19 protein-coding genes and 1 pseudogene are annotated in these 21,132 nt (G+C 68.9%); 12 read left to right on the top strand and 8 right to left on the bottom strand.

The genetic code is table 11. The features are described from left to right. From sucD to Q8Q77_RS00110, 6 genes are all read left to right on the top strand, one after another. On the top strand, positions 1–751 hold a 751-nt coding region (gene sucD / locus Q8Q77_RS00135; RefSeq protein ID WP_305579933.1), incomplete at its 5' end, for a succinate--CoA ligase subunit alpha. 78 nt (positions 752–829) lie between these two features. Continuing rightward, positions 830–3,784: a 2-oxoglutarate dehydrogenase E1 component gene (locus tag Q8Q77_RS00130; protein ID WP_305579931.1), complete on the top strand. Its 2,955-nt coding sequence runs from the start codon at positions 830–832 to the stop codon at positions 3,782–3,784. A gap of 52 nt (positions 3,785–3,836) precedes the next feature. Beyond that, positions 3,837–5,054 carry a 2-oxoglutarate dehydrogenase complex dihydrolipoyllysine-residue succinyltransferase gene (gene odhB, locus Q8Q77_RS00125; protein WP_305579929.1) on the top strand — a complete coding sequence of 406 codons (1,218 nt, stop codon included), beginning with the start codon at positions 3,837–3,839 and terminating at the stop codon, positions 5,052–5,054. Positions 5,055–5,160: 106 nt separating this feature from the next. Then, positions 5,161–5,655: a DUF4440 domain-containing protein gene (locus Q8Q77_RS00120; RefSeq protein WP_305579927.1), complete on the top strand. Its 495-nt coding sequence runs from the start codon at positions 5,161–5,163 to the stop codon at positions 5,653–5,655. 78 nt (positions 5,656–5,733) lie between these two features. Next, positions 5,734–7,131 (top strand): dihydrolipoyl dehydrogenase, encoded by a 1,398-nt coding sequence (gene lpdA / locus Q8Q77_RS00115; protein ID WP_305579925.1) that lies wholly within the window; start codon positions 5,734–5,736, stop codon positions 7,129–7,131. Between the two features lie 64 nt (positions 7,132–7,195). Continuing rightward, a complete protein-coding gene (locus Q8Q77_RS00110; protein ID WP_305579923.1) occupies positions 7,196–7,501 on the top strand; it encodes a hypothetical protein in 306 nt (101 codons plus the stop codon). A 6-nt stretch (positions 7,502–7,507) separates the two neighbouring features. Here the strand turns inward: Q8Q77_RS00110 and Q8Q77_RS00105 are convergent, their stop codons facing one another. Together Q8Q77_RS00105 and Q8Q77_RS00100 are read right to left on the bottom strand one after the other, a co-directional pair. Further along, a complete protein-coding gene (locus Q8Q77_RS00105; protein WP_305579921.1) occupies positions 7,508–8,545 on the bottom strand; it encodes a zinc-binding dehydrogenase in 1,038 nt (345 codons plus the stop codon). Positions 8,546–8,547: 2 nt separating this feature from the next. Next, on the bottom strand, positions 8,548–9,333 hold the full coding sequence (locus tag Q8Q77_RS00100) for an acyl-CoA thioesterase domain-containing protein (protein WP_305579919.1): 786 nt from the start codon (positions 9,331–9,333) through the stop codon (positions 8,548–8,550). Positions 9,334–9,408: 75 nt separating this feature from the next. Here Q8Q77_RS00100 and Q8Q77_RS00095 point away from each other — a divergent pair, with 75 nt between their 5' ends. Then, the gene (locus Q8Q77_RS00095; protein WP_305579917.1) at positions 9,409–10,341 is read left to right on the top strand and encodes a LysR substrate-binding domain-containing protein; all 933 of its coding nucleotides are present in this window, start codon (positions 9,409–9,411) and stop codon (positions 10,339–10,341) included. Here Q8Q77_RS00095 and Q8Q77_RS00090 read toward each other — a convergent pair. The 3 genes from Q8Q77_RS00090 to fsa are packed head-to-tail and all read right to left on the bottom strand — an operon-like array spanning position 10,338 to position 12,610. Continuing rightward, on the bottom strand, positions 10,338–11,279 hold the full coding sequence (locus Q8Q77_RS00090) for a tyrosine recombinase XerC (protein ID WP_305579915.1): 942 nt from the start codon (positions 11,277–11,279) through the stop codon (positions 10,338–10,340). The genes Q8Q77_RS00095 and Q8Q77_RS00090 overlap by 4 nt on opposite strands. Continuing rightward, positions 11,264–11,941, bottom strand: coding sequence for a DUF484 family protein (locus Q8Q77_RS00085; RefSeq protein ID WP_305579913.1), 678 nt, complete (start codon positions 11,939–11,941; stop codon positions 11,264–11,266). Before Q8Q77_RS00085 ends, Q8Q77_RS00090 begins: the two co-directional genes overlap by 16 nt. 15 nt (positions 11,942–11,956) lie before the next feature. Beyond that, a complete protein-coding gene (fsa, locus tag Q8Q77_RS00080; protein ID WP_305579911.1) occupies positions 11,957–12,610 on the bottom strand; it encodes a fructose-6-phosphate aldolase in 654 nt (217 codons plus the stop codon). 78 nt (positions 12,611–12,688) lie between these two features. Between fsa and Q8Q77_RS00075 the strand changes: the two genes are divergently transcribed. Continuing rightward, positions 12,689–14,848: a primosomal protein N' gene (locus Q8Q77_RS00075; RefSeq protein ID WP_305579909.1), complete on the top strand. Its 2,160-nt coding sequence runs from the start codon at positions 12,689–12,691 to the stop codon at positions 14,846–14,848. Positions 14,849–14,995: 147 nt separating this feature from the next. Here Q8Q77_RS00075 and Q8Q77_RS00070 read toward each other — a convergent pair whose 3' ends face one another. From Q8Q77_RS00070 to Q8Q77_RS00060, 3 genes are all read right to left on the bottom strand, one after another. Further along, the gene (locus Q8Q77_RS00070) at positions 14,996–16,621 is read right to left on the bottom strand and encodes an MDR family MFS transporter (RefSeq protein WP_305579907.1); all 1,626 of its coding nucleotides are present in this window, start codon (positions 16,619–16,621) and stop codon (positions 14,996–14,998) included. A 104-nt stretch (positions 16,622–16,725) separates the two neighbouring features. Further along, on the bottom strand, positions 16,726–17,547 hold the full coding sequence (locus Q8Q77_RS00065; RefSeq protein ID WP_305579905.1) for a TerC family protein: 822 nt from the start codon (positions 17,545–17,547) through the stop codon (positions 16,726–16,728). 66 nt (positions 17,548–17,613) lie between these two features. Further along, positions 17,614–18,192, bottom strand: a complete 579-nt coding sequence (locus tag Q8Q77_RS00060) for a TetR/AcrR family transcriptional regulator (RefSeq protein WP_305579903.1) — start codon at positions 18,190–18,192, stop codon at positions 17,614–17,616. Between the two features lie 71 nt (positions 18,193–18,263). On the opposite strand from Q8Q77_RS00060, the gene Q8Q77_RS00055 reads away from it, so the two are divergent. The 4 genes and pseudogenes from Q8Q77_RS00055 to Q8Q77_RS00040 all read left to right on the top strand — a co-directional run. Then, positions 18,264–18,671 (top strand): VOC family protein, encoded by a 408-nt coding sequence (locus Q8Q77_RS00055; RefSeq protein ID WP_305579901.1) that lies wholly within the window; start codon positions 18,264–18,266, stop codon positions 18,669–18,671. Between the two features lie 100 nt (positions 18,672–18,771). Then, positions 18,772–19,872 (top strand): acyltransferase, encoded by a 1,101-nt coding sequence (locus Q8Q77_RS00050; protein WP_305579899.1) that lies wholly within the window; start codon positions 18,772–18,774, stop codon positions 19,870–19,872. 67 nt (positions 19,873–19,939) lie between these two features. Then, the gene (locus Q8Q77_RS00045) at positions 19,940–20,617 is read left to right on the top strand and encodes a CHAP domain-containing protein (RefSeq protein WP_305579897.1); all 678 of its coding nucleotides are present in this window, start codon (positions 19,940–19,942) and stop codon (positions 20,615–20,617) included. Positions 20,618–20,689: 72 nt separating this feature from the next. Further along, positions 20,690–21,132, top strand: a pseudogene (locus Q8Q77_RS00040) (hypothetical protein); the annotation flags it as partial.

The following is a 21,132-nucleotide window of genomic DNA, read 5'->3' as shown; positions in this document are numbered from 1 at the left end:
GGGCGGGACCACCCACATCGGCCTGCCGGTGTTCGACACCGTGCGTGAGGCGGCCCAGCAGACCGGCGCCGACGCCAGCGTGATCTATGTCCCGCCGCCGTTCGCCGCCGACTCGATCCTGGAAGCCATCGACGCGGAGATCCCGCTGATCATCTGCATCACCGAAGGCATCCCGGTGGGCGACATGATCAAGGTCAAGCGCGCGCTTTCGGGCTCCAAGTCCCGCCTGATCGGCCCGAACTGCCCCGGCGTCCTGACGCCGGAAGCCTGCAAGATCGGCATTATGCCGGGCAACATCTTCCGCAAGGGCTCGGTCGGCGTGGTCTCGCGCTCCGGCACGCTCACCTATGAAGCGGTGTTCCAGACCACCCAGGTGGGTCTTGGACAGACAACCGCTGTCGGAATTGGCGGCGATCCGGTCAAAGGCACCGAATTCATCGACATCCTCGACATGTTCCTGAAGGACCCTGAGACCGAGTCGATCATCATGATCGGCGAGATCGGCGGTTCGGCCGAGGAAGATGCGGCGGAGTTCATCAAGAATTCAGCAACCAAGAAGCCTATGGTCGGCTTCATCGCGGGTCGCACCGCGCCGCCTGGTCGGCGCATGGGACACGCGGGGGCGATCATCTCCGGCGGCAAAGGCGGCGCCGAGGACAAGATCGCGGCGATGGAGGCGGCGGGCATCCGTGTGTCACCTTCGCCGGCGAAACTGGGCGAGACCCTCCTCGAGGTGCTGAAAAGCGCCTGACGGCTAATTAAGTATGGGCGGTCCGCGCTCGGCTCCTTCTTCCGAAGTCCGTGGGCGACCCCCCGGGAAACGGACGAAATGGCGGACGACGCAGGTCTGATCAACGAGGTGCTCGCCGAGACCTCATTCCTCTATGGCGGCAATGCCGCCTTCGTGGAGGACCTCTACGCGCGGTGGGCCGCCGACCCGAATTCGGTCGACGGCTCCTGGCGCGTCTTCTTCGCCTCCCTGCATGATCGCGCCGATGAGGTGAAGGCCGCCGCCGGCGACCGATCCTGGACCAAGGCCGGCGCCCCCGCCGCCCGGCCGGACTGGCTCTCGGCCCTCGACGGCATGTGGCCCGCCATCGAGGCCAAGGTCGGCGCGAAGATCGCCGAACGCGCGCCGCCCACTGCTTCCTCGGAATCGGTCCGCGCCGCCACCCTCGATTCCCTGCGCGCCATCATGATGATCCGCGCCTATCGGATGCGCGGCCACCTGCGGGCCAATCTCGACCCGCTGGGCATCGCCATTCCCGAGGGCGACGCCTCGGAGCTGGATCCGGCGACCTACGGCTTCTCGGAGGCCGACTACGACCGGCCGATCTTCCTGGACTTCGTGCTGGGCCTCGAGACCGGAACGGTCCGCGAGATCCTGCAGATCGTGAAGCGGACCTACTGCAACGACATCGGCGTGCAGTATATGCACATCTCCGACCCGGCCCAGAAGGCCTGGCTGCAGGAGCGCATCGAGGGTCGCGACAAGGAGATTGTGTTCACCAAGGAGGGCAAGGTCGCCATCCTGAAGAAGCTGATCGAGGCCGAGGGCTTCGAACGCTTCCTGCACAAGCGCTTCCCCGGCACCAAGCGGTTCGGCCTGGACGGCGGCGAGGCCATGGTCCCGGCGCTGGAGCAGATCATCAAGCGCGGCGGCGCGCTGGGCGTCCGCGACATCGTCATCGGCATGCCTCACCGGGGGCGGCTGAACGTGCTGGCCGCGGTGATGGCCAAGCCCTACCACGTGATCTTCCACGAGTTCCAAGGCGGCTCGACCTTGCCCTCGGACGTCGAGGGCTCGGGCGACGTGAAGTACCATATGGGCGCGTCCTCGGACCGCGCCTTCGACGGCAACAGCGTCCACCTGTCGCTGACCGCCAACCCGTCCCACCTGGAGATCGTCAACCCGGTGGTGCTGGGCAAGGCCCGCGCCAAGCAGGCCTTCGCCCTGCGCGAGAACGCCGACGCCGGCCGTGGTCACGTCCTGCCGCTGCTGCTGCACGGCGACGCGGCCTTCGCGGGCCAGGGCGTCATCGCCGAGTGCTTCACCCTGTCGGGAGTGCGGGGCTACCGCACCGGCGGCACGATCCACTTCATCGTCAACAACCAGATCGGCTTCACCACCGCGCCGAAATATTCCCGCTCCTCGCCCTATCCGTCGGACGTGGCGCTGATGGTCGAGGCGCCGATCTTCCACGTGAACGGCGACGATCCGGAGGCCTGCACCTTCGCCGCCAAGGTCGCCACCGAGTTCCGCCAGCAGTTCGGCAAGGACGTGGTCATCGACATGTTCTGCTACCGGCGGTTCGGTCACAACGAGGGCGACGACCCGACGATGACCTCGCCCTTGATGTACGCCAAGATCAAGGATCACCCGTCGACCCGGGAAATCTACGGCCGCAAGCTGATCGGCCAGGGGGTGATCACCGAGGGCGAGCTCACGGGCTGGATCGCCGAGTTCGACGACTTCCTCGACAAGGAGTTCGACGCCGGCAAGGCGTACAAGGCCAACAAGGCCGACTGGCTGGACGGCGCCTGGTCGGGCCTGGCCCTGCCCGACAGCGACGATCGCCGCGGCGACACCAGCGTCAAGATGCAGAAGCTGCTGGACCTGGGCCACAAGCTGACCGCCATCCCGGAGCGGCTGGAGGTGCACAAGAACGTCCGCCGGGTGATCGAGAACCGCCGCGCGGCCATCGACGCCGGCGGAGGTATCGACTGGGCGACCGGCGAACATCTGGCCATCGCCACCCTGCTGGACGACGGCTTCCCCGTGCGCTTCACCGGCCAGGACACCGTGCGCGGCACCTTCACCCAGCGCCACGCCGACATCATCGACCAGACCACGGAGGAGCACTACACGCCGCTCCTGCACCTGCGGCCCGGCCAGGCCCACTTCGAGATCATCGATTCGCCCCTGTCGGAAGAGGCCGTGCTGGGCTTCGAGTACGGCTTCTCCTTGGCCGACCCCAAGACCCTGACCATGTGGGAGGCCCAGTTCGGCGACTTCGCCAACGGCGCCCAGGTGGTCATCGACCAGTTCATCTCGTCGGGCGAACGCAAGTGGCTGCGGATGAGCGGCCTGGTCCTGCTGCTGCCGCACGGCTACGAGGGCCAGGGCCCGGAGCACTCCTCCGCCCGCCTCGAACGCTTCCTGCAGCTCTGCGCGGAAGACAACCTCCAGGTCGTCAATTGCACCACCCCCGCCAACTACTTCCACGCCCTGCGTCGCCAGATGCGCCGTGAGTTCCGCAAGCCGCTGGTGGTCATGACGCCCAAGTCGCTGCTACGGCACAAGAAGGCGGTCTCCAAGCTCAGCGACATGGCCGAGGGCTCGTCGTTCCACCGGGTGCTGCACGACGACGCCGAGCGTGGCCAGAACACCGCCACCGTGCTGGTCGCCCCGGAGAAGATCCGCCGCGTCGTGCTGTGCTCGGGCAAGGTCTATTACGATCTGCTCGAGGCCCGCGAGGAGAAGGGCGTCGACGACGTCTATCTGATGCGACTGGAGCAGTTCTATCCATGGCCGGTGAAGTCGCTGTCGACCGAGCTGTCGCGCTTCCCCAACGCCGAACTGGTCTGGTGCCAGGAAGAACCCAAGAACATGGGCGGTTGGACCTTCGTCGATCCCTGGCTGGAGCTCACCCTCGAGCGCCTGAGGGTCAAGGCCAAGCGGGCCCGCTATGTCGGCCGCCCGGCCACGGCCTCCACCGCCGCAGGCCAGATGAGCCGTCACCTCCGTGAGCTACAGTCCTTCCTCGCCGAAGCCCTCGCCTAGGCTCGCGGCGGCCCCAAAGAACAAAACGACTTAAGAGAGACAGGAACTTCCAATGGCCGACATCATGACTCCCGCCCTGGGCGAGTCCGTCACCGAGGCGACGGTGGCGCGCTGGACCAAGAAAGCCGGGGACGCGGTTCGGAAGGACGAGATCCTGGTTGAGCTGGAAACCGACAAGGTCAGCCTGGAAGTCGCCGCCCCCGCCGACGGGGTGCTGTCGGAGATCAATGCCGAAGAAGGCGCCACTGTCGAGCCGGGCGCGGTCCTGGGCCGCCTGACCGAGGGCGCGGTCGGCGCCAAGCCGGCTCCTGCGCCGAAGTCCGAAGCGGCGCCCGCCAAGGCGCCCGAACCCGCGCCGGCTCCCAAGACGGAGGCTCCGAAGATCGCCGCCGCCGCGCCGCTGGCGCCGTCGGCACAGCGCATCGTGGCCGAGAACAGCCTCGACGCCTCGGCTATCGCCGGTTCCGGCAAGGACGGCCGGGTCACCAAGGGCGACGCTCTGGCGGCCCTGGAGGCCCGCGCCAAGGCTCCGGCCCCGGCGCCCGCGCCGTCGGCCCCGCGCGAGATCCACGAGCGCGAAGAGCGCGTGAAGATGACCCGACTGCGCCAGACCATCGCGCGCCGGCTGAAGGAGGCCCAGAACGCGGCGGCCATGCTGACCACGTTCAACGAGGTCGACATGAGCGCCATCATGGCGCTGCGCAACCAGTACAAGGACGGCTTCGAGAAGGCCCACGGGGTCAAGCTCGGCTTCATGAGCTTCTTCGTGAAGGCGGTGATCCACGGCCTGAAGCACGTGCCTGACGTCAACGCCGAGATCGACGGCACGGACATCATCTACAAGAACCACTACGACATCGGGGTGGCGGTCGGCACCGGCCGCGGCCTGGTCGTGCCCGTGCTGCGCGACGCCGACACCCTGTCGCTCTCGGGCGTGGAAAAGGGCATCTCCGAACTGGGCAAAAAGGCCCGCGACGGCCACCTGGCCCTGGAAGACCTGCAGGGCGGCACCTTCACCATCTCCAACGGCGGGGTCTATGGCTCGCTGATGTCGACCCCGATCCTCAACGCGCCGCAGTCGGGGATCCTCGGCATGCACAAGATCCAGGACCGGCCCATGGCCATGGGCGGCCAGGTGGTGATCCGCCCGATGATGTACCTGGCGCTAAGCTATGATCACCGTATCGTCGACGGCCAGGGCGCGGTGACCTTCCTGGTCCGCGTCAAGGAAGCCCTGGAAGACCCGCAGCGCCTGCTGCTCGACGTCTAGGCTCGCCGCCTGGAGAAAATCGCGGGTCGCGCGTCGATCCGCGACGCTCTCGTTCGTCGCTGTTTGCATCAGGCGCTGCGCGCCGTCAGCGAACAGGAGCAACGAGATGTCGAACCATACGCCGAGAGGCCGCCGCCGCGCCCTCGCCAGCCTGACCACCGCCGGCGTCGCGACCGCGCTCGCGGCCTGGGCGCCCATGGCCATGGCCGCGCCGTTAGCGCGCGCCACCGTCGAGACGCACGTGGCGGCGATCGCGGCCCGGGACATGTCGTCCCTGCTGCCGACCCTGACGGCTGGCAAGGAGCTGATCATGATCATGCCCGGCGGCCAGGCGCTGGAGACGCGGCAACAGTATGTGGATTTCCACCAGGCCTGGTTCGAGTCGAAGGATGACGGAAAGCTGGAGCCGGAGATCGTCAGCGTGATCGAATCCCCTGCGCTGGCCCACGCCCTGATCCGCTATCGCTACACCTCGAACGGCGCCGGCGGCGCGCCGAAGCACATCACCTCCTGGCTGGCCCTGACCTTCGCCCTGGAGGACGGCCGCTGGGGCCTGGTGGTCGACCAGAACACGCAGATCGACGCACCGCCAAAGTCCTGAAAATCGAGTCCAAGCCTCGCCTCGCAGGCGAAGCTCCTATATCTGGGCGGCACTCTCTCCAGCAGGCTTCGAGAACCCATGGCCCAGTACGACGTCATCATCATCGGGGGCGGCCCCGGCGGATACAATGCGGGTATCCGCGCCGGTCAGCTCGGCCTCAAGGCCGCGGTGGTGGAGAAGCGCGGGACGCTGGGCGGGACCTGCCTGAACGTCGGCTGCATGCCGTCCAAGGCGCTGCTGCACGCCTCCGAACTCTACGACGCCGCCAACAACGAGTTCGCCACCCTGGGCATCGAGGTGAAGCCCAAGCTCAACCTCGTCCAGATGATGAAGCAGAAGGCCGAATCGGTGAGCGCCCTGACCAAGGGCGTCGAGTTCCTGTTCAAGAAGAACAAGGTCGACTGGGTAAAGGGCGCCGGCAAGATCGTGGGCCAGGGCAAGGTCGAGGTCACGGCCGAGGACGGCTCTGTCATCACCCTGGAGACAGCCAATATCGTCATCGCCACGGGCTCGGAGCCCTCGCCCTTGCCAGGCGTTGAGGTGGACCAGAAGCGCATCGTCGATTCCACTGGCGCCCTGTCGCTGCCGGAAGTCCCCAAGAGCCTGATCGTCATCGGCGCCGGCATCATCGGCCTGGAGCTGGGCTCGGTGTGGCGGCGCCTCGGCGCCGAGGTCACCGTGGTCGAGTTCCTGGACCGCATCACGCCAGGCATGGACGCCGAGACCGCCAAGACCTTCCAACGCTCGCTGACCAAGCAGGGGATCGCCTTCAAGCTCGGGTCGAAGGTGACCGGCGCCAAGGCCGGCAAGTCCAATGTCTCGCTGACCGTCGAGCCCGTCGCGGGCGGGGCCGCCGAGACGCTCACCGCCGATTACGTCCTGCTGGCTATCGGCCGGCGCCCCTATACCGACGGCCTGGGCCTGGAGAGCGTCGGGATCGTTCCCGACAAGCGCGGCTTCATCGAGACCGACCACTTCAAGACCTCGGCCCCCGGTGTCTGGGCCATCGGCGACGCCATCCTGGGACCGATGCTGGCGCACAAGGCCGAGGAGGACTCGGTCGCCTGCATCGAGATGATCGCCGGCAAGTGGGGCCACGTGGACTACAACCTGGTCCCCAGCGTCGTCTATACGGCGCCGGAGGTGGCCTGGGTCGGCAAGACCGAGGAGCAGCTCAAGGAGGCCGGCGTCGCCTACAAGGCCGGCAAATTCCCCTTCAGCGCCAACAGCCGCGCCAAGATCAACCACGAGACCGAGGGCTTCGCCAAGGTCCTGGCCGACGCCAAGACCGACGAGATCCTGGGCGTCCACATCATCGGGCCGCAGGCCGGCGAGATGATCGGGGAATATTGCGTGGCCATGGCCTTCAAGGCCGCCAGCGAGGACGTGGCGCGCACCTGCCATCCCCACCCGACGCGCTCCGAGGCCGGCCGCCAGGCGGCCATGGGCGTCGAGGGCTGGACCATGCAGGCCTGAGCCAGAGTTAACTTTCGGGCGATCCCGGCCGGGCGTAGGATTCCCCGGCAACGGAGGCCTCGCCATGATCGTGTCAGCTCTACTCGCCGCCAGCCTGGTTATCGCGCCGCCGCCTTTCCGGATGACGACCCATCGCGCCCGCTCGGGCGCGTGCCCCGCCGAGGGCATGATGATGGTCCGCTCGATGGAGCCCGCCCTGCTGCTGCGTCCGCAGGACCAACGCGGCGATCGCGGCGCGCGGTCGCTTGAGAGCCTGCCGCCCGCCGACCTGCACCTGACGGTGATGCGCTCCGTCGGCGGCTGCGCGGTCTCCAGCGTGGTCCGCGAGAAGGTGCAGGGCGACGGCCGGTTCGCGCCTTCGCGCGACTGAGGCGCCTCAGGCGTCCTCGTTGACGAACACGACCTTCACCGTCGGGTCCAGCATGGCCTCGGCCGCCTCGGCGAAGGCGGCGGTGCGGGTGATAACCGCCTCGGGATGCAGGTGGCCGCAGCGGACGTGTTCGGTCACGGCGGGCATCTCGGTTCGCGCATGGAGCCGGCTGAGGTGCAGTGTGAGGCCAATGCCGTACATGTCGCGCAGCGGGACCTCGGTTGTGGGTTTCAGGTCGCCATAGGTGCGATGGCAGACGCCCCCGTGCTCGGTCGAGCGGATCGCCAGGGCCAGGCCCTCGGGCCTGCCGCTGGCGTCGATAGTGATAGGATAGGGGGCGTCCGGGGCTTTGCCCTCGAAGGTCGCTCGCGCCTCCACCCGCACCCCCATCCGCCGGGCGATGTCTAGGCGCGCGAAGCTGTCGTCCAGATAGACCACCTCGGCGGAGCCCAGCGCCCGCGCGGCCTCGGCGATGTAGAGACCGATGCCTTGAGCCAGGCCTCCGACGATCAGCACCCGGGCGCCGGGCCTCTGGGCGAGGTAGGGCGCGATCGAGCGGAAGGCGTCGGCGACGTTGTCGGCGATACCCGCGCCGGCCACCGAGCTCACCTCCTCGGGGCAGGCCAGCAGCATGTGATCGGCGAACGGCACGCGGACCAGGTCGGACAGGGCGCCGCCATGGTCGAAGCCCGACAATGGGGCCATGCCATAGGAGGAGCGGAAGGGCACGCTCTCGCAGATGCCGGTCAGGCCGCGCGCGCAGGCGCCGCAGGACCCGCAGCTGATCTGGAACGGCACGATCACCCGGTCGCCCGGCCGGAAAGCGGTCACGCCGTCGCCGACAGCGGTGACGATCCCGACCATCTCATGGCCCAGGGCGAAAGGGCCGGGCCAGCCGGCCGCGCCGGTGACGATCGAATAGTCCAGGTCGCAGCGAGTGACAGCCAGCGGCCGCACCAGGGCCTCGCCGTCGCCTTGCAGGCGCGGGGCTGGGACATCGCGCCATTCGACCTGGTTTGGTCCCGCATAGAATAGGGCGCGCATGCTCAGGCCTCCACGCGGGCTGGCCTGAAGGCGGTGAGCGCCACGGCCATGGAGACCGAGCCCACCACGCCTCGGGTGTCGGACAGGAGGCCCGCGCCCGCGCCCCGGCTCAGTTCGGGCGTCCAGTGGGTGGTGGGTTGAAGGCCCAGCCAGTCGCCACGCGGCGGCCGGGCCAGGTGGACCGTGAGGTTCGGATTGGGATCGGCGACCACGTCCCAGACCGGCCGCGAGACCCCGTGCGCCCAGTCGGCGGGTCCCAGCGCCTGGGCGAGCGGCCCCGCGCCCGCCATCACCGGCGCCTTCATCCGGAACCAGGAAACGCCGCCGCCGGCGCGGGCTTCCATGGCGTCCATGAACCAGGGGTCGCCGTGCCGCGCCGGACGGGCGCTCAGGCCCAGGAGACTGGGATCGACCACGGTTTCGGCGGGACCCACGAAGCCCGCCACCTCGACCGGCCTGGACTGCATCAGGGTGACCCGCACCGTGGCGCACGGCTCGTCTTCGCCCTCGACCCACAGGGTGTTGTCGACCACGCTGACCCGGCCGCCGACCCGCAGCGGGACCACCTGGGTGCGGAGGCGGTTCATGGGGATCGGGCGCAGGAACCAGGCCGCGGCGCTGACGGCCTGGCCCCAGCCGCTTGCGTCGGCCCTGGCCTCGATCTCCCCGGCCAGCAGGCCCGCCACGGCCCCGCCCTGGAGGCCCGCGAAGGGGCCTCGGGCCAGGGCGGACGGCTCCCAGGTCCCGTCCGCCACGACGCGACGGAAGATCGGTTCGACTTGGCTCATGGTTGCATCCTGATCATCTCTGGATCACTTTGATGAACCAATCTAACCAGCTCAAAAGGCGATTCCTCAGCCTTGGTGAAATCTGTTCATCTCTCGGCGCCCCAGACCGGCGCGCTCAGGACCCTGCCGCCGATGACGGCCCTCATGGCCTTCGAACGCGCGGCCACGCATCTGAGCTTCCGCCGCGCGGCCCAGGACCTGGGCCTATCGCCCTCGGCCGTCAGCCACCAGATCCGCGGCCTGGAGGAGCGGTTCGGGGCCCGGCTCTTCGCGCGCGGCGCGCGGGCCGTGCGGCTGACTGCGGCGGGCGAGAGCTATCGCCTGGTGGTGGCTGCGGCCCTCGCCCAACTGGACGAGGCGGGCCGCGACCTGCTGGGCCAGGCGACAGGAGGGCGAACCGAACTGCGGGTCAGCGCCCTGCCGTTCTTCACCTCGACGGTCATCCTGCCGGCCCTGGCCGACCTCCCGCGCCACCACCCCGGCCTGACCCTGCGGCTGGAGACCAGCCATCAGTACGCCGACCTGGATAGCGCGGGGGTCGACGTGGCGATCCGGTTCGGGCGGGAGCGGTCCTCGGGACTGCGTTTCGAGCCCCTGGTGGAGGTGCGCAGCCTCCCGGTCTGCCGCCCCGACAAGCTGGGCGCGCTCTCGACCCCGGCGGCGCTGGCGGACGAGGTGTTGATCCATGTGACCCAACAGCCGCGCGCCTGGCCCGTCTGGCTGGAGAGCGTGGGGCAAGGCCAGCTCAAGCCTCGTGGCGAGCTCTGGGTGGACAGCATGCCCGCCGCCCTGGAAGCCGCCGAGCATGGCCTTGGCGTGACGATCGCCATGCATCCGCTGATCCGGGGGCGGCCCGGGTTCGGCGAGACTCTGGCGGCGCCCTTCGCCCCGACCGGCAGGACAGGGGCCTTCTATCTGGTCATGCGGCCCGAGCAGGCCCAGGAGCGGCGCATCATCGCCTTCCGGCGCTGGCTGGCTGAGGCGGTCGAGCGGGTCACCGGGCCCTAGGCGTGCGGATGGGCCTTGGCGTAGGCGCCCAGCAGGGCCGCGGCGTCGACCTCGGTGTAGCGCTGCGTCGTCGAGAGCGAGGCGTGGCCCAACAGTTCCTGGATCGAGCGCAGGTCGGCGCCGGCCCCCAGCAGGTGGGTGGCGAAGGAGTGGCGCAGGGCGTGGGGCGTGGCGCTGTCGGGCAGGCCCAGCCGCCCGCGCAAGGCCTGCACCGTGGCCTGGACGTGGCGCGGACTGAGGGCGCCGCCGCGCTTGGCGCGGAACAGCGGCTGGTCGGGGGATAGCGCGAAGGGCAGGTCGGCCAGATAGGCGGCGACGGCCTCCTGCACCGCCGGCAGCACCGGCACGATGCGGGTCTTCGACCCCTTGCCGAGGATCCGCAGCGAGGCGCTCAGCGGCGCGTCGGAGCGCTTCAGCGACAGGGCCTCGGATATCCGCAGGCCGCAGCCATAGAGCAGGGTCAGCACCGCCTCGTCGCGGCTGGCCTCCCAGTCCTCGCGGTCGGGGTCGAGGCCCGGCTCGGCCAGCATGCCGCGCGCCTGGTCCTCGCTGACCGGGCGTGGCGCGCTGGGGACCACGCGGGGTCCGCGCACCAGGGCGACGGCGGGGTTGGGGGTGTCGAGGCGGATGTCCAGATAGCGGTGGAAGGTGCGGATCGCCGACAGGGCCTGGGAGAGCGAGCGCGGCGAGAGCGGCTTGTCGCCTTGCCGCAGGTGCGCCAGCCAGGCGCGGACCTCGCCTGCGGTGAGCGTCCCCATGGCGGCCAGCGACAGGGTCTCGCCGCGATACAGTTCCAGGAAGGCGATGTAGCGGCCGGCGGCGAAGCTATAGGCCTCGACGGTGCGGGGCGAGGCGCGGCGCTCCTTGGCCAGGTGCTCCAGCCAGAGCCTCAGGGCGCCTCGGGCGCCTAGAGGCCGTGAAGTTACAGAACCGGCCAACGCTCCGCGGTCCTTTCGACCACACGGGCGAGGAAGGCGACCAGTTCGGCGCCCATGTCCTCGGTGAAGCCGTTCTCATCGGCCGAGCCGAAGGCCAGCAGGCCCTCGCGGGACGGCTCCCAGATCGCCATGCGGACCATGGCCATCGAACGGACGCTCTCGGCGCGCTCGCCGAACAGGCCGAGCGCCGTGGGTTGGAAGCCCATCAGGGCGACCCGCTGGTGGCCGATGATCATGTCGATCTGGCCCTCGACCAGCATCCGCCAGCCGGCGGGGGTGCGGTCAGGACCGGAAAGGGCGACGACGCCGGCGGCGAGGCCGAAGCGGAGCTGGGCCAGTTCGTCCACCCGGCGGGCCAGGTCGGCGTGGTTACGGGCGTCCAGCAGGTCGACCACGGCGCCGTGGGTCTGGGCCTGGGCGGCGAAATTGGCGCGGGCGGTGGCTTCCAGGCGCTTGCGGGCGCCGGCCTCACGCTTGTGGGCCTCGTGCACGCGGGCGAGCGCCGCGGGACCGAAGTCCAGCACATTGGCCGCGTCGGGCCGCAGGCCGAGCTCGGCCAGCAAGGCCGGGTCATCTTTCAGGAACTGGGGATTGTCCGCCAGGAACGCCCGGACGTCGTCGGATCTCAAAGCGTGGTCTTTCGCCTTCGCGCCGCCGTCCATGTCAGTCCCCGCGTTTTACAGGATGGACTGACCCGTCTTGGCCCAGTCGCTCATGAACATTTCAAGCCCCTTCTCGGTTAACGGGTGCTTGAAGAGGTCCAAGAAAACGCTGGGCGGAATGGTCGCACAGTCGGCGCCGGCCAGGGCCGCGGCCGTCACATGGCCCGGATTGCGGATCGAGGCGGCCAGGATCTCGGTGTCGAAATCGTAGTTGTCGTAGATGGCGCGGATCTCGCTGATCAGGTCCATCCCCTCCATGCCGTAGTCGTCCAGGCGGCCGATGAAGGGCGAGATGTAGGTTGCGCCGGCCTTGGCGGCCAGCAGGGCCTGGGCCGCCGAGAAGCAGAGCGTCACGTTAGTGGCGATGCCCTGGACCGCGAACTCGGCCGTGGCGATCAGACCGTCGCGGGTCAGCGGCACCTTCACCACGACGTTGGTGGCGACGCTGGCGAGCTTGGCGCCCTCGGCCAGCATGCCGGCGGCGTCGGTCGCGGCGACCTCGGCGCTCACGGGGCCCTCGACGAGGTCGCAAATCTCGGCGATGACCTCCAGCATGGGGCGGCCGGACTTGGCGATCAGCGTCGGGTTGGTGGTCACCCCGTCGACGAGGCCGGTGGCGGCGAGCTCCTTGAGGACGGCCGTGTCGGTGGTGTCGAGAAAGAGCTGCATGGGTGACCTTCTGGCGCAGGGTTCGGCGCGGTGTTTAGCGGTTGCGCGGGCCGTGGGCCAGCCTATCTGGGCGGGACTATGAGCCGCATCGCCTCCGTCCTCCTGCCCATGCCGCTGCCCGAGGCGTTCGACTACGCCGAGCCGGAGGGTATGGAGCTGCAGGTGGGCGACCAGGTCGCCGCGCCCCTGGGCCCGCGGCTACTCCGAGGCGTGGTCACCGCCCTGCGCGAGGCCGCCGGGGGCAACCGGCCGCTGAAGGCCATCGAATCCAAGCTGGACGATCCGCCCCTGCCGCCCGGGACCCTGGAGTTCATCCAGTGGGCGGCGCGCTATTCCGTAGACTCGCCGGGCTCGCCGCTAGCTATCGCCACCCGCGGCGCCCGCGCGCCCAAGGCTCGGCCGGAAAAGATCATGGAGCTCACCGGCTCGGCGCCCGCACGCATGACGCCGGCCCGGGCCAAGGTGCTGGAGGCGGCGACCGAGCCGCTGTCGCCCGCCGACCTGGCCCGCGCGGCGGGCGTATCCTCCGGCGTGGTGAAGGGGCTGGTGGACGATGGCGCGCTGGTCCTGAGGTTGATCGCGCCCGAGGCCCGCTATCCGGAACCCGACCTGACCCTGGAAGGTCATCCGCTCAACGCCAGCCAGGCCGCCGCCGCCGAGGCACTGAAGGCCTTGGTCCGTGAAGGGGGCTTCAATGTCGCCCTGCTGGACGGGGTGACCGGCTCGGGCAAGACCGAGGTCTATCTGGAGGCCGCCGCCGAGGCCCTGGCCCGCGACCCCACCGCCCAGGTCCTGGTGCTGCTGCCGGAAATCGCTCTGACCCAGGCGGTGATCGCCCGCTTCGAGAGCCGGTTCGGCGCCCGGCCTGGCGAGTGGCATTCCGACGTCGCCCCACCCATGCGCCGCAAGGTGTGGGAGGCGGTCGCCACCGGCGGCTGCCGCATCGTGGTGGGCGCTCGTTCGGCGCTGTTCCTGCCGTTCACCAAGCTGGCCCTGATCGTGGTCGATGAGGAGCACGACAGCTCCTACAAGCAGGACGAGGGCTTCATATACCAGGCCCGCGACCTGGCGGTGGCGCGCGGCAAGATCGAGAACGCCGCCGTGGTCCTGGCTTCGGCGACGCCGTCGCTGGAGAGCCTGCGCAACGCCGAGACCGGGCGATATCGTTGGCTGAAGCTCACCGTCCGGCACGGGGTCGCCCGGCTGCCGGACATCTCCTTGATCGACCTGCGCGAGACCCCGCCCGAGACCGGCCGCTGGCTCTCGCCGCCCCTGGTGGCCGCCATGGTCGAGACCTTCGCGGCGGGCGAGCAGACCCTGCTGTTCCTCAACCGCCGAGGCTACGCGCCCCTGGTGCTCTGCAAGGCCTGCGGCGAGCGGATGACCTCGCCCGACACAGACAGCTGGCTGGTGGAGCACCGCTATACCGGGCGGCTGGTCTGCCACCTCACCGGCTTCTCCATGCCCAAGCCCGACAAGTGCCCCCACTGCGGGGCGCGCGACAGCTTGACCTCCATCGGGCCGGGCGTGGAGCGGGTGGAGGAGGAGGCGCGCGGCCTGTTCCCACAGGCCCGGATCTCGGTCTTCTCGTCCGACACCGTCTGGGACGCCAAGGAGGCGCGGCGGCTGGTGGCCTCGATGGCCGACGGCGAGATCGACATCCTGGTGGCCACCCAGGCCGCGGCCAAGGGCCACAACTTCCCCAAGCTGACCCTGGTGGGTGTGGTCGACGCCGACCTCGGCCTGCGCGGCGGCGACCTGAGGGCGGCCGAGCGGACCTATCAGCTCCTGGCCCAGGCCACCGGCCGGGCGGGGCGCAAGGACCGGCCGGGCCGGGCGCTGCTGCAGACCTACGCCCCGGAGCATGCGGTTATGCAGGCGCTGAAGGCCCAGGACCGCGAGGCCTTCGTCGAGGCCGAGATGGCCGAACGCGAGATCATGAAGCTGCCGCCGTTCGGCCGGCTGGGGGCGATCGTGGTCTCCGGCCCCGACCCGCAGGCCCTGGAGGCCTTCGTCCGGACCATGGCCGAGGCCGCGCCCAACGCCGAGGGGGTGGATGTCTACGGCCCCGCCGACGCGCCGCTGGGCCTGGTGCGCGGCCGGCGGCGCAAGCGGTTTCTGGTGCGGGCCGACCGCACCGTCGACCTCTCGGCCTACCTCGCCACCTGGCGGGCGAGGGTGCGGCCGCCGGGCGCCATCCGGGTGTCCATCGACGTGGACCCGTACAGCTTCCTGTGACTCCTTTTCCCTCCTCCTTGTGGGGAGGGACGGTCCCGAAGGGATCAGGGTGGGGCTTTCTGGAGCTTCGACGAGGTGGCCGGACTTCCCCACCCTGGCGGCTTCGCCGCCTGTCCCTCCCCACAAGGAGGAGGGAAAAGAGGCGCCTTACTCCGCGCCTGGCCGCGCGGGGGTTTCCCGCAGCGGAGCGGCCGGGACCATCAGCATCAGGATGAAACCCGCCACCAGTACGGCCAGGCTGAAGATCATCCCGTGGACGATGGCCACCGAGAAGCTCTCGCGCACCGTACGCTCCTGGGCGCGGATCACCGGGTCGGCGGCGCGGGCTGCGGCCTGCTCCGGGTGCAGGGTGCGGTCCAGCGCCATCCTCTGCAGGTCGCCCAGGTTCAGCACCCGCACCTGGGCCGACGGATCGGCCGCGGCGTGGCGTTCGAGCTGGCCGGCAAGGCCCGCGGTCAGCAGGGCGCCGAACAGGGCCACGCCCATGGTGGAGCCGATCTGGCGGGTGAACTGGCTCGACGAGGTCGCCACGCCGAGCTGATGGGAGGGCACGGCGTTCTGCACCGCCAGGCTGAACAGGCTCTGGCCCGGCCCCAGGCCGATGCCGAAGATCAGCAGTCGCCAGGCGAGGTCCAGGGTCGAGGTGTCGGGCCCGATGAAGCAGAGCAGGGTCGCCCCAACCACCAGGGTGGCGCCGCCCCCGACCATGAACGGCTTGAAGTGGCCCGTGCGGGTGACGAGCTGGCCGCAGATGGTGGAGGAGAGGACGAAGCCGCCCATCAGGGCCAGCATGGTCAAGCCGCTGGTGGTGGCCGGGATGCCCTGGCCCACCTGCATGTAGAGCGGCAGGAAGCTCGACACTCCCATGAAGGCCATGGAGTAGACGAAGGCCGCGCCGTTGGCGGTCACGAAGGTGCGGTTGAAAAACAGCTCCAGCGGCAGGATCGGATCGCGGACCTTGGTCTCGATCCACAGGAAGGCCGCCACGCCCGCGATCGACCAGGCCAACATGCCGACGATCAGCGGCGAGCTCCACGGGTGTTCGCGGCCGCCCCAGGTGATGGCCAGCAGCAGGGGCACGAAGGCCGCCACGATCAGGGTCGCGCCGAACCAGTCGATCCCGCCGCCGCCCCGCCGCGGCAAGGTGGGCATCTTCCAGACGATCATCGCCACGGCGGCCAGGGCGAACGGGATGTTGAAGAAGAACACCCAGCGCCAGCCGGCGACCAGGTGGCCGAACAGGATCACCGTCCCGTGGTCGGTGAGGAAGCCGCCCACCAGGGGCCCGAACAGGCTGGAGACCCCGAAGATAGAGCCGAACAGGCCGGAGAACTTGGCCCGTTCGCGCGGCGCGTAGAGGTCGGCGAGGATGGCGAAGGCGGTGGTGAACAGCGCCCCGCCGCCCAGGCCCTGGACCGCCCGGAAGGCGATGAGCTGGGTCATGCCGCCGCCCAGCAGGGGCAGGTCGCCAAGCTCGCCCGCGAAACCAGCGAGCCAGGAGCCGGCCAGGAACAGGCCGATGCCGGTGAGCAGCACCACCTTGCGCCCGTAGAGGTCGCCCAGCTTGCCCCATATGGGCACCATGACCGTGGAAGCCAGCAGATAGGCGGTGGTGGCCCAGGCGTAGAGATGCAGGCCCGACAGGTCGCCCACGATGCGCGGCATGGCCGTGGCGATCACAGTCTGGCTCATGGCGGCCAGCAGGAAGACGATCATCACGGAGATGAGCGTAAGCCGGCGCTCGTCGTCGCTATGGACGTGAGGCTCGTTCAATCGGCGTTTCCGTAGCGGCCAAAATGAGCCGCCCCAAAGATTATTGTTCTCAGTCCGGCGTCGGCGGGACGGACGGAAGAATGTTCGTCGCCCCGTGACGAAGCCTAGTGCAGCCTATCAGCCGTGTCGCCGCCCTGTGTTTCCGGCGGGATACGTTTCCGGCTGGCGGTGCGCGACGCCATGTTGAGGCCCTCCACCAAGCCTGAGAACGCCATGGCCGCGTAGATATAGCCCTTGGGCACATGCACGCCGAAGCCATCGGCGATAAGCACCGCGCCGATCATCAGCAGGAAGCCCAAGGCCAGCATCACCACGGTCGGGTTGTTGTTGATGAAGTTGGCCAGGGGATCGGCGGCGACCAGCATGATTCCGACGGTGATCACCACGGCCACGATCATCACCGCCAGGTGGTCGGTCATGCCGACGGCGGTCAGGATCGAGTCGATCGAGAACACGATGTCCAGCAGGATGATCTGGAAGATGGCCGCGCCGAAGTTCAGGCCCACCGCCGCCTTGGTGTCGAAGACGTCGTCGTTGGGCGTCGGGTCCATGGTGTGGTGGATCTCGGTGGTGGCCTTCCAGACCAGGAACAGGCCGCCGCCGATCAGGATCAGGTCGCGCCAGGAGAAGGACAGCTCCCAGGCCGGTTCGCCATGGCCGTCCAGCGCGCCCTGCCAGGGCAGTTCGAAGACCGGCGCGGTCAGGCCCACGATGAAGGCGAGGGTCGAGAGCAGCACCAGGCGCATGACCAGGGCCAGACCGATGCCGATGCGCCGCGCGCGGGTGCGCTGTTCGGCGGGCAGCTTGTTGGAGAGGATCGAGATGAAGACCAGATTGTCGATGCCGAGGACCACCTCCATGACGATCAGGGTGATCAGCGCCGCCCATACCGTGGGATCGGCGACCAGGGTCATCAGGCTTTCCATCGGGGTCCTCTCAAGCGTCTCGGAGGTCCCTATCTAGCGCATCGCGCCGCCATCTCCAGGGGCGGCCTAGCGGCGCATCGACTCCATCAGGTCGACGAAGCCGGTCTTCAGGCGCCGCAGGGCGGTGGGATCCTCCGACTGCCCGGCCCAGACCACGCCGTAGTTCAGCGCCCCGTTGATCATCACCGCCAGGGTCAGGGGATCGCCTGCGAGCGATCCCTCGGCGACCGCCGCCTCGACGCCCTCGATCAGCAGGCCGAATCCATGGCGGCGGTCCATCTCGTTCCATTGGTCCCAGCCCAGCACGCCCGGCGCCTCCAGGATCAGGATGCGGCGCACATCGGGGCGCACCACGAAGTCGAGGAAGGCGAGGCATCCGTCGATCAGGCCGGAGAAGGCGTCGGGGGCGGCGTCGGCTTGGGTCTCGATCACCGCTTCACCCTCGGCGTGCAGGGTCTCGCAGACGGCGGCGAACAGGGCCTGCTTGTCGGCGAAGTGGTGATAGAGCGCGCCGCGCGTCATCCCGGCGGACGCCAGGATCGCCTCCGTGCCCGTGGCCCCGTAGCCGTCGCGGGCGAACAGCGCCCGGGCCGCGGCGATCAGGGCCGCGCGGGTGGCCTGGGCCTTCTCCGACTTGACGCCCATCCGATTCCCCATTTGACATACAGACTGTCTGTATCTTATATCGCGATCATATCGGATCAAGGGAAAACGGCATGCGGTTCGTCGATCGCTATCCCATCATCGTCACGCCCCTGTTCTCGGAGTGCCGCGACTTCTGGCGCACGCACCTGGGGTTCGAGGTGGTCTTCGAGGCCACGTGGTTCGTCCTGCTGCAGGCCGATGGGGCGACGCTCGCCTTCATGAGCCCCGACCATCCCTCGGCCCCGCCGGGGCCGGAGCCGTTCTCGGGCAAGGGCATGTGCTTCGAGCTGCAGGTCGAGGACGCCACCCTGGCCTATGAAACCTGCCGCTCGCGGGGCCTGGCCGGCGACTATCCGCTGACCGAGGAGCCCTTCGGCCAACGGCGGTTCGGCTTCTTCGACCCGTCGGGCCTGTGGGTCGACATCATCGAACAGATCGAGCCGGCGCAAGGCTTCTGGGACCGCTACCTGACCGCGTAACCGGATGGTGAGGCTTTGGCCGCATCCTGACGTGGGCCGCGTACGAAGTTTGCACGCCGGCCTCGAGCGCGCCTCTCCGGCGCCGAATCGGGACGGGACCATGACCGACGCGCAGAACATCCGGCCGCTGACCTCGCTGAGGTTCTTCGCGGCCATGTGGGTGGTCATCTATCACTACTGGCCCAAGCTCGACGTGGCCGGCGCTGTCCCGATGGTGGTGGAGAAGGGCTATCTGGGGGTGGAGCTGTTCTTCATCCTCTCGGGCTTCATTCTTTGCCACGTCTACCGGACCAGCGTGGAAGAGGGGCGGTTCCGCTACGGATCCTTCCTCTGGAACCGGCTGGCGCGGGTCTATCCGCTGCATCTGGCGACCTTGCTGGGCATGATCGCGCTGGGCGTCGGCGCCGGCCTCGCCGGTTTCGCGATCGACGCCAACATCCTCTCCTGGGAGTCGCTGCCGGCGAACCTGCTGATGCTGCAGGCCTGGGGCCTGGCCCCGCAGGCGGCGTTCAACCACCCCTCCTGGTCGATCTCGGCCGAATGGTTCGCCTATCTCTCCTTCCCGGCCTTCGCCTGGGCCGCCCTGGCGCTGAAGGACCGGCCCTATCTGGCCGTGGGCCTGGCCGTCGCCTTCCTGGCCGGGCTCTACACCGCGTTCCAGGCGATCGCGGGCTTCCCGCTGACCCAGGCGACCATCGCCTGGGGCGCGCTGCGGATCGTCCCCTGCTTCGCCCTGGGCTGCGCCCTGCACTCGCTCTGGCGCGCCAAGCCGGCGCAAAATCGGCTGGCGGCGATCGTCGCATCTGCCGCTTCTGCAGGCGTCGTGCTCACAATGTCGGCGTTCGCCGCCCCAGATGCCTTAATCGTGACCGGTCTGGGGGCGGTGATCTTCTTCATGGCCCGCACCGCCCAGACGGGCGGCGAGGTCTTGGGCCAGCGGCCGCTCGTCTATCTGGGTGAAGTCAGCTACTCGGTCTACATGGTCTGCGTGCCGTGGAAGATAGTCTTCGTCAACGCGGCGTCCAAGGTTTTGCAGATCAACGACGAGCGCCTGCCCTTGTGGCTGTGGTTAGTTTTCTTGGGAAGCGTGGTTCCACTTGCCGCGGCCTCGTATCATCTGATCGAGAAGCCGGCTCGCGCCCGCCTGAAACTCATGGCTGACTCATGGGATTCGCGGCGACCTTCGGCCGCACAGGCGTAAAGGCTCTTTTCATTCCCCTGGAGGATGAGTAACCCTACGCCCGAAACTCGTGGGGAGTTCCTCTAGCATGCTGAAACGACCGAGAGCCCTTTGGGGTTCCCTGGCCGCCATAGCGGTTATGACCTTCGCGCCGATCTCGGCCGCGGTCGCTGACACCTACTGGCAATGCGTGCCCTTCGCCCGTCTGCTGTCGGGCGTCCAGATCTATGGCGACGCCTGGACCTGGTGGAAGCAGGCGGTCGGCAAGTACGACACCGGCGTCTCGCCGAAGGCCGGCGCGGTGCTCTGCTTCAAGCCCAACGGCAAGATGCGCCTAGGCCACGTGGCGGTGGTCAGCCAGGTGCTCACCGAGCGGGTCATTCAGATCAGCCATGCCAACTGGTCGCGCATCGGCGGGACCCGTGGCCAGATCGAGAAGGACGTCACCGTCATCGACGTCTCGCCGGCCGGCGACTGGTCGCAGGTCAAGGTCTGGTACGATCCGGTCCGCGACCTCGGCTCGTCCACCTATCCGACCCATGGCTTCATCTATCAGGACGCCGTGGCGGTCCGCGTCGCCGGCTCGGGCTTCAACAGCGCTCAGAACGCGGCCATCGCCGTGGCCCAGGGCGCGGCCAACCAGGTGGTCTCGGTCGTCCGTCCGGGCGCCGGTCCCCTGCAGATGCTGGGTCAGGCCGCCGACTCCACAGACCGGATCGCCGCCCTCATCCAGGCCGCCACCGCCCAACCGTCCTCGGAAGACTAGTTGGTCGTGCGAGCCGGTTGACGGCTCGCCCGCAGCGCCGCACATGGGGTCGATCCTGCGGCGGAGACCTTCATGCTGAACCTGCTTCGCCGCGCCGCGCCCGGCCTGGTGACCGAGTCTGTCGACGCCGCCTGGCGACCGCCCGAGGATGCGGTTTGGATCGACCTGGTCTCGCCCAGCCGTGAGGAAGAGCTGGCCGTCGAAGCCGCGTTCGGCGTCGATCTCCCGACCCGGGAGGAGACCGCTCACCTGGAGCCGTCTTCGCGCCTCTATCAGGAGGACGGCTCGACCTTCCTGACCGCCACCTTGCTGTCGCACAGCGAGGACCAGCATCCGGTGCCGACCCCGGTTACCTTCGTCCTGGTCCGCGGGGTGCTAGGCGGTAGTGACGATTTAGGATTCCCTGACTGGCGCTGTTCTGATTCAACGCTTCTCTTTGGAGGGTGTGTTGGAAGGCGAGGTTCTTCGGGACGATCAGTGGGCGCGGATCGAGCCGTTCGTGCCGGGCGGTCGCA

It is taken from the genome of Phenylobacterium sp., from assembly GCF_030698145.1.
Classification (GTDB): Bacteria; Pseudomonadota; Alphaproteobacteria; order Caulobacterales; family Caulobacteraceae; genus Phenylobacterium.
This window is presented reverse-complemented; position numbering and strand designations above follow the sequence as displayed.